Annotated in this window: 12 protein-coding genes; 5 read left to right on the forward strand and 7 right to left on the reverse strand. The window is 45.2% G+C overall.

Annotation, left to right across the window (positions count from 1 at the left end; translation table 11 throughout):
• Nucleotides 1–308 precede the first annotated feature (308 nt).
• Both QZ323_RS06140 and QZ323_RS06145 read left to right on the forward strand, forming a co-directional pair.
• A complete protein-coding gene (locus tag QZ323_RS06140; RefSeq protein WP_294633697.1) occupies nt 309–698 on the forward strand; it encodes a hypothetical protein in 390 nt (129 codons plus the stop codon).
• 91 nt (nt 699–789) lie between these two features.
• Nucleotides 790–2,286: an acetyl-CoA hydrolase/transferase family protein gene (locus QZ323_RS06145; protein ID WP_294633698.1), complete on the forward strand. Its 1,497-nt coding sequence runs from the start codon at nt 790–792 to the stop codon at nt 2,284–2,286.
• A gap of 100 nt (nt 2,287–2,386) precedes the next feature.
• On the opposite strand, the gene dacB is transcribed toward QZ323_RS06145, so the two are convergent.
• The 3 genes from dacB to QZ323_RS06160 form a co-directional block, all read right to left on the reverse strand.
• A complete protein-coding gene (gene dacB / locus QZ323_RS06150) occupies nt 2,387–3,811 on the reverse strand; it encodes a D-alanyl-D-alanine carboxypeptidase/D-alanyl-D-alanine-endopeptidase (protein WP_294633700.1) in 1,425 nt (474 codons plus the stop codon).
• A gap of 109 nt (nt 3,812–3,920) precedes the next feature.
• Nucleotides 3,921–5,279, reverse strand: a complete 1,359-nt coding sequence (gene lpdA, locus QZ323_RS06155; protein WP_294633701.1) for a dihydrolipoyl dehydrogenase — start codon at nt 5,277–5,279, stop codon at nt 3,921–3,923.
• Nucleotides 5,280–5,461: 182 nt separating this feature from the next.
• Nucleotides 5,462–5,881 (reverse strand): PH domain-containing protein, encoded by a 420-nt coding sequence (locus tag QZ323_RS06160; protein ID WP_294633703.1) that lies wholly within the window; start codon nt 5,879–5,881, stop codon nt 5,462–5,464.
• Between the two features lie 173 nt (nt 5,882–6,054).
• Between QZ323_RS06160 and nadB the strand changes: the two genes are divergently transcribed.
• Entirely contained in the window at nt 6,055–7,626 is a 1,572-nt protein-coding gene (gene nadB, locus QZ323_RS06165) for an L-aspartate oxidase (protein ID WP_294633704.1), read from the forward strand.
• A gap of 258 nt (nt 7,627–7,884) precedes the next feature.
• Here the strand turns inward: nadB and rbr are convergent, their stop codons facing one another.
• The 3 genes from rbr to QZ323_RS06180 form a co-directional block, all read right to left on the reverse strand.
• Entirely contained in the window at nt 7,885–8,463 is a 579-nt protein-coding gene (gene rbr, locus QZ323_RS06170; protein ID WP_294633706.1) for a rubrerythrin, read from the reverse strand.
• 344 nt (nt 8,464–8,807) lie between these two features.
• Nucleotides 8,808–9,581: a radical SAM protein gene (locus tag QZ323_RS06175; protein WP_294633742.1), complete on the reverse strand. Its 774-nt coding sequence runs from the start codon at nt 9,579–9,581 to the stop codon at nt 8,808–8,810.
• A 153-nt stretch (nt 9,582–9,734) separates the two neighbouring features.
• Nucleotides 9,735–11,744 carry a helix-hairpin-helix domain-containing protein gene (locus QZ323_RS06180; RefSeq protein ID WP_294633709.1) on the reverse strand — a complete coding sequence of 670 codons (2,010 nt, stop codon included), beginning with the start codon at nt 11,742–11,744 and terminating at the stop codon, nt 9,735–9,737.
• 108 nt (nt 11,745–11,852) lie between these two features.
• Here QZ323_RS06180 and QZ323_RS06185 point away from each other — a divergent pair, with 108 nt between their 5' ends.
• Nucleotides 11,853–12,452 carry a DUF4294 domain-containing protein gene (locus QZ323_RS06185; RefSeq protein ID WP_294633711.1) on the forward strand — a complete coding sequence of 200 codons (600 nt, stop codon included), beginning with the start codon at nt 11,853–11,855 and terminating at the stop codon, nt 12,450–12,452.
• 328 nt (nt 12,453–12,780) lie between these two features.
• Here the strand turns inward: QZ323_RS06185 and QZ323_RS06190 are convergent, their stop codons facing one another.
• Nucleotides 12,781–13,308: an RNA methyltransferase gene (locus tag QZ323_RS06190; RefSeq protein ID WP_294633713.1), complete on the reverse strand. Its 528-nt coding sequence runs from the start codon at nt 13,306–13,308 to the stop codon at nt 12,781–12,783.
• Nucleotides 13,309–13,803: 495 nt separating this feature from the next.
• On the opposite strand from QZ323_RS06190, the gene nadA reads away from it, so the two are divergent.
• Complete coding sequence (gene nadA, locus QZ323_RS06195) at nt 13,804–14,742, forward strand: quinolinate synthase NadA (protein ID WP_294633715.1); 939 nt, start codon at nt 13,804–13,806, stop codon at nt 14,740–14,742.
• The last annotated feature ends 216 nt before the right edge of the window (nt 14,743–14,958 follow it).

The raw sequence follows: 14,958 nt of genomic DNA on the forward strand, positions 1-14,958 counted from the left end.
ATAGTGGACATTTTGATGTGTTTCTGATAATTAATGTTAAGGGAGTGAACATTTTTGTGGCTGTTATTTGGTGTAAACGGAAATATTTCACAATTTTGTAAACGAAAGAAACATTAGATTTTTTCATAGTTAAGGTTTAGGTTAAAAAGAATAAGGGGAGTTGTGAAACTGCCCTTTTTTTTCATCTCTCCAAACAGACTGTCATCCCCATTATTTAATTACTTTCAAGGCGATTATTAATTACCTTCAAAATAGGTTCTAATTCAGATTATTTAATTACCTTTGGCGATAAATAAATCAGAAACAATATGGAAGACATATTACAGTTCCTGTTTATCGCAGGTTTCATCATCATCAGTATTGTCGGACAACTCAAAAAAGAGAGCAAAAAAAGCACCGACAATCAATTTGACACCCCTTTGCCGGAAGAAGAGATTGACGAAGATGCAATGCCCGTCCCGCAAAGTTGGGGAAGACCTTATGCTGACCATACTACGGAAAAGCTGCCTCCCAAAGTAGTTCACAAGCTTACGGCTTCCCCACGTACAGCCCCTCCGAAAAAAGTATCCCCTTCTCCTCCACCTGCCCCGCAGGCGTCTGACAGTAATCCCGATTATTCCATCCATTCGGTGGAGGAAGCGCGGAAAGCCATCATCTGGTCGGAAATACTGCGAAACAAATGGACGGCGGAGACATAGCAATATCAACACAGGATGAAACTCCCATTTGCCATGCAAAGAACTTTCGCCTGCAAATCATGAGTTTTCATACCGAAAAAAATAATTAATTATGGCACTCAATTACATCTCGGCAGCAGAAGCTGCAAGCCTGATCAAACATGGCTACAACATCGGCTTGAGCGGATTTACTCCCGCAGGAACAGCCAAAGCCGTTACGGCTGAATTAGCAAAAATAGCGGAAGCAGAACACGCCAAAGGAAATCCTTTCCAGATAGGCATCTTCACCGGTGCATCGACGGGGGATTCCTGCGACGGTATACTCTCGCGTGTCAAAGCCATCCGCTACCGTGCTCCTTACACCACTAATGTCGATTTTCGTAAGGCGGTGAACAATGGAGAGATTGCCTATAATGATATCCACTTGTCGCAAATGGCGCAAGAGGTTCGCTACGGCTTCATGGGTAAAGTGAACATCGCCATCATCGAAGCCTGCGAAGTGACCGAAGACGGAAAAATCTATCTGACTGCGGCCGGAGGTATCTCACCCACCGTTTGCCGCCTTGCCGACCAGATCATCGTGGAACTGAATGCCGCCCACAGCAAAAACGCAATGGGATTGCATGACGTATATGAACTGCTCGACCCACCTTACCGTCGCGAGATACCTATCTACAAGTCAAGTGACCGGATCGGACAACCGTATATTCAGGTAGACCCGAAGAAGATTGTTGGCGTGGTGGAAACCAACTGGCCGGACGAAGCCCGCGGCTTTGCGGATGCCGACCCGTTGACAGACAAAATCGGGCAGAACGTAGCCGACTTCTTAGCTGCCGATATGAAACGGGGCATCATCCCGCCGACGTTCCTGCCGCTGCAATCGGGCGTAGGAAACATTGCCAATGCCGTACTCGGCGCACTGGGACGTGACAAGACGATTCCGGCATTCGAGATGTACACAGAAGTCATACAGAACTCAGTCATCGGATTGATTCGCGACGGTCGTGTGAAGTTTGGCAGTGCTTGTTCACTGACCGTCACGAACGACTGCCTGCAAGGTATTTATGATGATATGGACTTCTTCCGCGACAAATTGGTGCTCCGCCCGTCAGAGATTTCCAACAATCCGGAAGTGATTCGCCGCCTGGGTGTCATCTCCATCAACACTGCCATCGAAGCGGACCTCTACGGAAACGTAAACTCCACGCATATCGGTGGTACGAAGATGATGAATGGTATCGGCGGTTCGGGCGACTTCACGCGCAATGCTTACATTTCCATCTTCACTTGTCCGTCCGTTGCCAAAGAAGGAAAGATCAGTGCTATCGTACCGATGGTATCGCATGCCGACCACAGCGAGCATGATGTCAACATCATCGTCACTGAACAAGGTGTTGCCGACCTGCGCGGCAAGAGCCCGAAGCAGCGCGCACAAGCCATTATCGAAAACTGCGTACACCCCGACTACAAGAATATCTTATGGGATTATCTGAAACTGACCGACGGAAAATCTCAAACGCCGCATGCCCTCCGCGCCGCATTAGGAATGCATGCCGAACTGGCTAAAAGCGGAGATATGAGAAATGTAGACTGGGCGCAATATAAATGAGTGACAAGTGACAAGCTACGAGTGACAAGTGGGTAAGCTACTTGTAACTTATAGCTTGTAACTCGTAGCTTGTAACTTGTAGCTTGTAACTTGTAACTCATTACTTTATCACTTCATCGCATATAGCATCCTGAAAAGCACGCGCCTTAGCTCCCGAAAGCACATTCTGGTTCATAATGGCAAAAGCAATCAGATGCCCGTTTGCAGCATGCAGATAACCTGCCAGACAATTGATTGCCGTAAAAGAACCGGTTTTGGCATGCACATTCTTATAAGAGGGTGTCCCACGTCGCATACGATACCTCAACGTTCCATCCACGCCACCGATGGGTAGTGCTTTATATAACTTCTGAAAAATATCCGTACGCGAATAGGCAAACTTAAGAAAAGCGACCAGCAGGTCGGGAGAGATATAGTTGTAATTGGAAAGCCCGCAACCGTCTGCCAACTTATAATTATCCGCATCTTCCCCCAATACCTTTATCTGTCGGCGGATGGCGGCAAGTCCATCTTCATCGGAGATCCACTTCCTGCCGGTGAACTGTGCTCCCAAGCGGCAAAGCAATGCCTCGGCATTCAGGTTATCGCTCTCTTTCATGATCTGATTGACTACCTCCTGAACAGGGGTTTCAAACAGTGCCATTTGCACTGAAAGACTATCCTTTTGCAACTCACGGAAAGCATAACCTGCAGGACACTGAACACCTTTCGCCTGCAGGCGTTCAAGAAACGTATGCATGAAGAAGTCCTGTGAAGAATAGAGGTTCACTGTGCCCGTCTGCCTGTTTTTCACATTTCCTTTGACGACCAACGTATTACCATTCTGCAACCAGTTGCGGGAAACACTGAAACGTCCGGCAGAAGGGGTATGGGATTCGGTTTCATTCACTACAGTGTAATAAGAAGAGACCGGAACACACTCTACGCTTGCCGTATCTCCCTTCATTCCTGGAGACGCGGTTACGGTCACTACACCCTTGTTCAGCATCAGCGGCGAGAGATAGGGTTGATAAGAAGCCGGCGTATCGTCCCACGCCCAGCCACTGCCCCAATAGATGGAGTCTTTCATGGAGACATCGCCATACACATTGCCCGCAACGACCGAAAAAGGGAAACGCCCCACTGTGTTCACAAGCGAATCCAAAGCCTCCTCATCAAACTCCGGATCGTAGCCGCCGACAACATACAAATCCCCCTTCAACGTGTCCTGTTCGATCGCTCCCCGATACCACACCTCTGTCCGGAAAGGTTCGTCTGCCTCGGGACGGGAAAGGGCAGTGATGGTAGTCAACAGTTTCATCGTGGAAGCGGGGCGGGAAAGCTTGTCCGACTGATAAGCATACAACGGCTTCCCGTCGGTCAAGTCGTATATAGAGATACCGACATGGGAACCGGCAGGAAGTTTATACTTGATCAGGGTATCCAGACGGGAAGAGAGACGCGCACTCCCATTCTGTCCCCACAATGCGGCAGAAATAAAGAGGAGAGAAAAAACAAGCAATAAAAAAAGTTTCTTTGTGTTCATTCTATTCTTTGTGTTCATTCTAAAAAAATCCTTCGTGTTCATTCCTCTACTGATACTTATCATATTTCTGCCGGATGTGTTTTGACAATAAGAGATAAATCATTTGTAATTACAACGCCTCTTTGAAGATTTCCGAAACCGTGGGGTGTGGGAAGATGATCTTCTTCCATTCCGCAACGGTCAGTTTCAACTCGATCGCCATCCCTGCCAGCGTGATGATTTCGGAAGCCGGATTGCCCAGTACATGTGCACCCAATATGGTGTCATCCTCTGCTATCAGAAGTTTGCAGACGCCGTTCACTCCTTCATTTTCAGCCACAAAACGACCGCTGTAAGCCATCGGAAGTTTCACTGCGCGATAAACAACGCCTTTCGCCTGCAAAGCCTCTTCAGTCTGCCCTATCCCCGCTATCTCAGGATTGGTGTACACCACACCGGGAATCGCCCGATAGCTCATGACATCTTCTTTACCCAAAATGGTATGTACGACAACTTCCGCCTCACGCACCGCCGTGTGGGCAAGTAAGGAGAACCCTGTCAGGTCGCCACACACATATACACCCGGAACGGAACTCCGCATCTGCCCATCGACGCAGATACTTCCCCGTTCCGTTTTCTGCAAGTTCAAATTTTCGAGACCGAAACCTTTCCTAACCGGACGGCGACCTACACTCAACAGAAGCCGGTCAGCAAGTACGGTACCGACTTCTCTGGCATTCTCATAATGGACTTGCACCTGTTTTTTCTCCTCTTCGCAAGAGACTTCGGCAACGGATACCACCTTAGTACCCAGCATGAACTTGACACCCCGTTTGGCATATTCGGCACGCAGCAGGGCGGACAGTTCTTTATCCATGCCTCCAAGAATCTCATCAAGCATCTCAATGACAGTGACCTGCACGCCCAGGCTATTGAAAAACGAGGCGAACTCCATACCGATCACCCCGCCACCGATAATGGCAAGCGATGCGGGCAGTTCCTTACTGTCCAGCGCGTCACGGTGGGTCCAGAAAGGCACGGTGTCCGTACCGGGAATGGGAGGAATAAAGGTTTCCGAACCGGTGCAGAGAATGAGGTTCTCGCATTCGTAGGTTTCATCGCCGCACTGCACGGTGTTCTTGTCGACGATGACGGCTTCTCCCTGCACGATGTTCACTCCGTGGGCGGTCAGTTTACCCTTGACACCCAACACTAACTTGCGCACCACTTTCTGTTTGCGAGCTATGATTTTGGACAGGTCGAACGAGACTTCATCCACTTTGACTGCATACTTTGAGGCATGGCGCGCGGCATCGTACGTCTTCGCCGAATACAACAGCGTCTTGGTGGGAATGCAGCCTTCGTTCAGACAGACACCGCCCAGACTTTGCTTTTCGAACAACACTACGCTCAATCCGGCTTTTCCGGCAGCTTCGGCGGCAGTATATCCCGCAGGACCTCCGCCGATAATGGCAACTTGGTATTTCATAGTTTCTCTGATTTATAAACTGCCTGCAAGTTAATAAAAACCTCCCTTATCTGCACAAAAGAAAAGAGGTTTCTTCACTTTTTTCGTTCTATACTTACCTGTGCACATTTTGCCCTCATAATCATGTCTACACTTTTGGGGACACAAACGTGAACTTTACACCTCTAAAACCATTAGCACATTTAACTGAAATCCATTGTCTTTTCTTCGCACATGCGTTCTTGGAGCATCTTAACGAACATCTCCTCCTTCACAGGCAATAGCACGGCACACTTTTCCTTCGCTCCGTACTTTACCAACACATAACGCATTATGGCAAAGCCCCCGATCTTCATCGATGAAGTCTGCTCTACAGAAAGAATATCCTTCAGAAGAATATCTTTCGGACGGGTGAAGCGCCCGAAATAGAGCACAAGACGACCGTCCGCCGTCAGTGTATAGGTAGTATGGATAAGACGCTCGATAGAAATCACGAGCAGCAACATGAAAACAACAGTCAATACAGCATGCCGCATCCACATCTCATGAAGAGTGACAGCTGTAGCCATCAGCAAAAACAAAAATTGCCCTATCGCCACGCGGGCATGAAAAATACGGTTCATTGAGTTTTATTTTTGCCGCTAAGATACAGTTTTCTCATGGTATCTCCAACCGATATGCAACGGGAATGAAGCCCCTCCAAACAATATTTATCGCAAAATCGTGAATTAATATACAAGAGAAGTACAAGCAAACCAGTTATTTTGTAGTTTTGCAACAAGAAAACATTTGAAATATGATTAAAGAGTTCGACTTTTTAGTAATTGGTTCCGGTATAGCCGGCATGAGCTTCGCCCTGAAAGTGGCTCACAAAGGTAAAGTAGCACTCATCTGCAAGACGGAACTGGAAGAAGCCAATACCTTCTTCGCCCAAGGAGGTATCGCTTCAGTAACCAATACGCTGGTAGACAACTTCAACAAGCATATTGAAGATACTATGATTGCGGGCGACTGGATCAGTGACCGCACTGCCGTAGAGAAAGTGGTGCGCGAAGCTCCCGGACAAATCAAGGAACTGATAAACTGGGGAGTGGAATTCGACAAAAACGAACAGGGAGACTTTGACCTGCACAAAGAAGGCGGTCATTCCGAGTTCCGCATCCTGCATCATAAGGACAACACTGGCGCTGAAATACAGCAAAGCCTCATCAAAGCCGTAAAGGCACATCCCAATATCGAAATCTTCAACCGACACTTTGCCGTAGAAATCATCACCCAGCATCACATGGGCATCATCGTAACCCGTCATACCCCGGGCATCAAATGCTACGGAGCGTACGTGCTGAACGAGGACACCGGCGAAGTGGACACTTTCCTTTCGAAAGTGACACTGATGGCTACGGGTGGCGTAGGTGCCGTCTACCGCAATACAACCAACCCGCTGGTGGCTACGGGAGACGGAATCGCTATGGTATACCGTGCCAAAGGTTCGGTGCAAGACATGGAGTTCATTCAGTTCCACCCCACTGCGCTCTATCATCCGGGCGACCGTCCCTGCTTCTTGATCACGGAGGCTATGCGCGGATATGGTGCCGTATTGCGCAATATGGGGGGCGAAGAGTTCATGCAGAAGTATGACCCCCGCCTTTCGCTTGCCCCGCGCGACATCGTGGCACGTGCCATCGACAGCGAAATGAAGCAGCGTGGCGACGAGCATGTCTATCTGGACGTTACGCACAAGAATCCGGAAGAGACCAAAAAGCATTTCCCGAACATCTATGAGAAATGCCTCAGCTTGGGCATCGATATCACCAAGGATTACATTCCTGTAGCTCCTGCCGCCCATTACCTTTGCGGTGGCATCAAGGTGAACCTGAACGGAGAGTCTTCCATCAACCGCCTGTATGCCGTAGGAGAATGTTCGTGCACCGGGTTGCACGGAGGAAACCGTCTGGCATCCAACTCGCTGATTGAAGCCGTTGTCTATGCCGATGCTGCATCCAAGCATGCCCTGAGCGTGCTCGACCGTTATGAGTTCAACCACGAAATACCGGAATGGAATGCCGAAGGAACCGTTACCAACGAAGAGATGGTGCTCATCACTCAAAGCATGAAGGAAGTGAACCAAATCATGGGTTCATACGTGGGTATCGTGCGTAGTAATCTGCGCCTGAAACGTGCCTGGGTACGTCTGGATTTGCTCTACGAAGAGACGGAAGAGCTCTTCAAGCGCAGCAAGGCGTCAAAGGAAATCTGCGAGTTACGCAACATGATCAACGTGGGTTATCTGATCACCCGCCAGGCTATGGAGCGCAAGGAAAGCCGCGGATTGCACTATACGATTGACTATCCGCACGCAAAAGAGTAAAAGCCAAACAACAAGTTACTGCCGACAACAGTGTCCTGAATATTAAGAGCCTGTTTAAATTTTATTCAGTCTTCTTTTTAGAGTTCTTTTTGAATAAAATTTAAACAGGCTCTAAAATAAAGGAATGCTTCGAGCAGAAAAAACGGAACGGGCAGAAGGTTCACAGCCTTCTGCCCGTTCGCGCTATTTGACGTTTCTTCTTGGCAGAATCTTTTGTACAGATGCAAAAAACTTCTATTTACACAGATGCAAAAAATCTTAATAGTTTTCCTTCTTCACTTCGAAGTGGGCCTGCGGATGCAAGCAAGCCGGACAAATTTCCGGAGCTTCCTTACCTACATAGATAAAGCCACAGTTGCGGCACTGCCATACCACTTCACCCTCTTTGGCGAATACGGTAGCATTCTCAATGTTGCTCACGAAAGCACGATATCTCTCTTCATGCCCTTTTTCGGCAATAGAGATATTCCGATACATGGCAGCAATTTCATGGAAACCTTCTGCTTCCGCCACATCGGCAAAATGAGGATAATCCAACGACCATTCTTCGTGTTCGCCGTCAGCGGCTGCTTTCAGATTTTCCAATGTAGTACCGATAACACCGGCCGGATAGCTTGCAGTGATTTCCACCATACCACCTTCTAAATACTTGAACATACGCTTGGCATGTTCTTTCTCCTGATCGGCTGTCTCTGTGAAGATAGCAGCTATTTGTTCATACCCCTCTTTCTTGGCTACACTTGCAAAATAAGTGTAACGCATTCTCGCTTGTGATTCTCCTGCAAATGAGGTCAACAGATTCTTTTCTGTCTGAGTACCCTTGACGCTTTTAGCCATAATTTCTGTTATTTAGTTAATAAATTGTGTATTGCCTTTCTTTCATTAAGAACGTATAAGGAAAAGAATTTGTTTAGCATATACGCACTTTTTTATTCAGGAGATTCGTCTCTATACTCAAATTTGAAGGATGGATTTACTTATACCGTAATAGCGAAAAAATCATCTCATGAGACGAATAATTTCGTTCCACGAGACAAAAAAATCCGTCCCATGAGACGATTTATTTCATCTCACGAGATGAATTTATCCGTCTCGTGAGATGAAATAAAAACAATAAAAGTGTATCAAAACCTATTTGTGACCAGTTCTGATACACCTCCTACATCATCCATCCTATTTTTTTAATAAGAAACGCTCACCGCAATGCCCGCCTCTTCCACCAGAGCAGCAATACGATCCAATTCCTTATGAGTAGCTTTACACAAATCGTGTCCGGGCGTTTCACGGTCGATGGTATAAATCATCACTTGGCGGGGGTTTATATCTTTCAAGGCTTCCAACCAAGGAAGAACATACCGGTCAGAAGTATTGTCCACATCTTTCCCCTGATAACTACCTTTCATAAACATAGTCTGAATGATACAATTCCCTTCGAAAGTTTTCAAACGCTCGATAATCTCAGTCACCGAATAGTGCGTATTAGGACGGTCTACGGTACGAATATACTCTTCATCCACCGTATCCAGTTTCAGTATATTGTTATCAACCTTGTTCAACGCATCGAATACCGCCGGACGAGAAATAAAAGTAGAATTACTCAATACGCTGACTTTGGCAGCCGGAAAATACTTGTCGCGAAGAGCCAATGTATCTTCTATGATTTCGGGAAAATGCGGATGTGACGTTGGCTCACCATTTCCGGCAAAAGTAAGCACATCGGGGTTCGGTCCGTTCCGTTGCATATCCAGCAACTTGGCTTCAAGCGCAGTACGCACCTCCTCGCGAGTAGGAAGCGGTTTTCGTGCACGATGGTCGGCATTGAAACCGCATTCGCAATAAACGCAGTCGAAAGAACACACTTTACCGTCTTCCGGCAATAAATTAATCCCTAAAGAAACTCCCAAACGGCGGGAATGAACAGGACCGAAAATGGGAGACGGATAAATAATAGTCATCATTCTTACTTTTTACAACGGACAAAATTAATGAATTCGGTGGATATAGAGGCAATTAAAAGGGAAGAAAAAGGGGTTATCGGAAGTTAAAGAAGTTATCACTTAACTTCCAATACTCCCTTTAACTCTCCAACTCCCTAAATAAAATTCCCCTCAAATCTTTATGCGCAACTGCATCTGCAAGTCTGCTTTCTTGTTTCCCGGTATCTGATCGTTGCCTGAACCGATGGATTCACGGTCCTGATAAATCGTTTGCCCGAACTTAAGGAGCAACATAAACCTTTTCCAAAAATCATAACGGGCACAGGCAGAAAAACGGAACCCGCGCCCATAGAAAGAAGGTACATAAAAGGAATAAAGCATCCCACTCTCGGAGGCGTAGATGCGAGAATCGTAATCATCCGTATGAAAATAAGTACCCTGCACAGAAAGCCTCAACGGAAAGGAAAAGACATACGAACAAGACTGTGTGAATTGATATCCCTGACTTCCCGCCAATCCCTGCGAATGAAAATGATTGTAATCAACCGTTGTTCGTAACTGAATATGCTCCGGTGAATAAGTCAACCGATAACGGAAACGATGATGATAAACCGGAAGTACTACTTCCCCACCCGTGCCCGTCACGTCTCTTTCTTTGCGTTTATAACGGTAATTGACATACATGGAGAGATTCCGCCGAAGCGAATAGAGCGACTGGAACATTACATCTACCCCCTGCGACGGTTTACTGATGCGGTACCTCCACCAAGGAAAGGAGAACATGTCCAGTGAAGCGAAAAAGCTCCAATGGCTAAACGGAGAGGCTTCCGCCGCCAAATACCAACCGTTTTCATTCTGCGGCATACTTCCCTCGCCAAAAGAACGGGCAAACATAGCCCAATAATCGTGGGCATAATATCTATGAACAATTGCCAGTTGATAACCTGTTAATACGTTATATTTCAATTGGTTTACCAGTGCATAACCTTGCTTACCAAGAGCCGCTTCACCAGTCAAGGTAAAACGGTTCAGACGATACTTGTAGTTTATGCCTGCATTATAGAAGCGATTGCCCTGCATATTGTATTTTGCGTATGTTCGTAACTTCGGTTGATAAGTATGATTAAAGAAGTAGTAAATACCTGTAAATCCAATATTTAATTTGTTCATTTCATAGTTAATATTTCCCCCTATCAGCTGCAAGGTAAAAGCATTCATCTTCTCCGCTTCCTTCTCCGTACGGTGCAGACCGGTTTTGGAAATAGAGGTAATCTTGCCCTGCTCCACTACCCCGTCCATCGAACGATGAGAGTAGAAACCGGACGCATGAAGCGCAGAAGTTATCTCTACCGTTGCCGCCGCTCCCCGGAAATAATTATATTCATCGGTCGAACTATGTTTCCGAATGCCCGTATTACTGCGATTGTCCAGTGTAGTAAGCGAATAAGTCTTTCCCAAACGAAAATCCGTACTGACTACTAACCCTTGTCCGAAACTCAGTTTATAGTTGCCCAATGCCAACGTTTTCAACCTCCCTGCATTGTGAAGCAGAAAATAAACCGAATAGTAATCATATCCTTTGCTGGAATGCAAAGCTCCGAAAGGCTCTCCGGCATCCTTCTCTGCCGTGATTCCCATCTGTAGATAGTCTCCATAGCGATAGCCATACTTCAAAGAGTGGTACATCGACGGTCCTAAATAGTTTTTCTGATATCCTTTTCGGGTATAAAAAGGTACGTCTAAACGGGTCAATACCTCTTGTTTGCCATATTTCAACAGAGTTTTCAACCGTGGAAAGGTGTTTTTTTCAGGAACCGGCATTGTGCAGACAAAAGGTGACAGTAAGTCGATGGTACGTTTATCCATATCCTTCACCAATTGTAGTTCGTAAATGGTCTGCATTTGTCCGTATATATACACATACGCCAGGATATTTTCAATCTGGATGTCCGTAAGAAATGGAAATTGCTCTAAATCACGTTTAGTAGCCACATTGATATTAACAGGTTCTTGCAGGCGGTTGGAAAGCTCTTCGAGTTCGTCTTCCCAGTTTTTTTCCTCTTCATCCATAGAGATTTGCTCTATGCTCTCTTCCCAAAGAAAGACGTTCGTATTTTGAGCTTCAAGTATAGGAGTCATTAACAGCATACTTAAAAAAACTCCTAACTTGAGTAATTTCATGTGTGTAAATCAATATATTGGGCACGAATTTACCATAAATAAGTTAACAAGGCAAGGAAAACCGTAACAATCAAACAATAATTCAACAGAAACACGTAATTTTGTGGCATGGACATGCGGCTTAACATATTCATACTAACTGTGTTCCTTCTGTTCGTAACCTTCCAATGCCATGCGCAGGAGACGAAGAAAGAAGGATATCTGGTTCCTGTATGCATATACCAAGGTGACACTATCCCCTATGTAAAATTACCCACTGTCTATATATTCAAACCGTTGAAATTCAAGAATAAGAAGCAGCTGAATGAATACAACCGACTGGTGTACAACGTAAAGAAAGTACTTCCCATCTCCAAAGAAATCAACCGTGCAGTCATCGAAACATACGAGTATCTGATGACTCTGCCCGACGAGAAAAGCCGGCAGAAGCACATAAAAGCCGTAGAGAAAAGCCTGAAAGAACAATATACTCCACGCATGAAGAAACTGACTTTCGCCCAAGGCAAGCTGTTGATAAAGTTAGTAGACCGTCAAACCAATTCCACTGGTTATGAACTGGTGAAAGCTTTCATGGGTCCTTTCAAAGCAGGGTTCTATCAGACCTTTGCCGCACTATTCGGTGCCAACTTGAAAAAACAATATGATCCTACGGGCGAAGATGCACTTACCGAACGGGTTATCTTATTGGTAGAAAGCGGACAATTATAATTATTTTTAGAGTCTGTTTAAATTTTGTTCAGCCCTCTTTTGAGAGTTCTTTTTGAAGAAAATTTAAACAGGCTCTTAGGAGTCAGAGAAGTTAAAGGAGTTATCACTGCCTTTCGCTCCGTTAGGAGTTAAAGCCGATAGCTCCCGAATCACTAATCACTCTTACTACTTCCAAACAATTTTTCCGACTTCCGGATAACTCCTTGATCGAAGCGGTTGAAACCTTGTTAGTAAACGGTTGAAAACCTGTTGACAGGAAAGTTAATTATCTAAATAGAATACTGAAATACAAAGATTTGATATTGTTTATAATGATATAAACAACTGTTTATTTCAGCTTCTTAAATAAATCCCATATCACGATACCGGCAGTTACGGATACATTCAATGAATGTTTCGTCCCATACTGCGGTATTTCGATGCAACCATCAGAATGGTCAATAACTTCCTGCTGTACGCCTTTCACTTCATTCCCCATGACTATGGCATACTTACCCGCCTTATCCAGCACCAAGTCATTCAACATGATGCTACCCTCTGCCTGCTCTACGGAATAGACTGTATATCCCTCTTTTCTGAGGTTATCAACAGTTTCAACACAGTTTTCAACATACTTCCAGTCGACAGTGAATTCAGCTCCCAAAGCCGTTTTGTGCATCTCAGGGTGGGGGGGAGTTGCCGTAATGCCACACAGATAGATGCATTCCACCCGAAAAGCATCTGAAGTACGAAACACCGAACCTATATTATGAAGGCTACGGATATTATCCAATACGACCACCAGAGGCAGTTTCTCAGCTTCCTTGAACTCTTCTACACTGATACGGTTCAACTCGGTTATCTTCAATTTACGCATATTCTTCCAATTCTTTAGTTTTTAGGTTTCTAAGTACGGATAAAACCAAAACGCCACAAAGATACTTCTTTCCGTTCACATCCCTGTTAATAACCGTTGAAAAGCTGTCAAAACAGATTGGAAAGAAAGTCAAAAGTAATCCTTGCAATATTCGGAACAACCTATATGCAACTACCGAAATGAACATTCCAAAAAAGTTAAGAGAAACTTTCCGAGGTTATATAAACACATTTTTCAGCCCTATTACACCTGTTTATAACTATAAAGTTATTAACTTTGCACATTATCAACAAGCTGTTAATGCAATTTTATAGAAGCCTTATTATCAAGAGATATATACCTTATACGCCCGTTGATAACCTCCGAATAAGGTTTTATCTTATGCTAATAACTTTCTGAGCAAGAAAAATCGCATTTACTTGTTGACACTATTAACAGGCTATTATCACCAATAAAGGATTTCTAAATTTAAAAAGAGAAATAAAAAATATAATTATGGATAATCTGATAGAAGCCATCAGGCAACTCAAGAAAGAGAAGAATGCAATCATTTTAGGACACTACTACCAGAAGGGAGAAATACAAGATATAGCCGATTACGTTGGCGACAGTCTGGCATTGGCGCAATGGGCGGCACGGACGGATGCGGACATCATTGTGATGTGTGGCGTTCACTTTATGGGCGAGACGGCAAAGGTGCTCTGTCCGGATAAGAAAGTACTGGTGCCCGATATGGCTGCCGGTTGCTCGTTGGCAGACAGTTGTCCGGCAGATCAGTTCAGTCGGTTTGTTGAGGAGCATCCCGGGCATACGGTGATATCCTACGTGAATACGACGGCCGCTGTAAAGGCAGTGACCGATGTCGTGGTGACCTCTACCAACGCGAAGCAGATTGTGGAAAGTTTCCCGAAGGAGGAGAAGATCATTTTCGGACCGGACAGAAATTTGGGAAATTATATCAATTCTGTTACAGGGCGTAATATGTTGTTATGGGACGGTGCATGCCACGTACACGAACAGTTCTCTGTTGAAAAGATTGTGGAACTGAAGAGACAGCATCCCGATGCACTTGTGTTGGCACATCCCGAATGCAAGAGTACTGTGTTGAAACTGGCTGATGTAGTCGGTTCTACGGCTGCTCTGTTGAAATATGCGGTGAAACATCCTGAAAAGAAATATATCGTTGCTACCGAGTCGGGTATTCTTCATGAGATGCAGAAGCAGTGTCCGCAAACCCAGTTCATTCCGGCTCCTCCTGCCGACAGCACGTGTGCTTGCAATGAATGCAGTTTCATGAGGTTGAACACGCTGGAAAAACTTTATGATTGCCTGAAAAACGAATCACCGGAGATTACGGTAGATCTGGCAATTGCAGAAAAGGCAGTGAAGCCTATCAAACGAATGTTGGAAATATCGGCTAAATTAGGATTGTAAGTTACTCTTAACCATACTTTTTTTTCTTTTTTTTATTCATTTTTCCGCCATGCTTGAAGAGCAAACAAGCATGGCGATTTTTTTAAGTACAGTCTGTGTTTTACAATAAAAGTTATATTTCTTATTGCTTGATAGTTTCATGGGGGATTCGAAACAGCACGATACCCAAAACTATTAAAACCATCTCTAAAAGTAGTCTTAAAAATCACAATTTTT

Origin of the sequence: uncultured Bacteroides sp. (assembly GCF_910585845.1) — a bacterium.
In the GTDB taxonomy this organism is placed as follows: Bacteria; Bacteroidota; Bacteroidia; order Bacteroidales; family Bacteroidaceae; genus Bacteroides.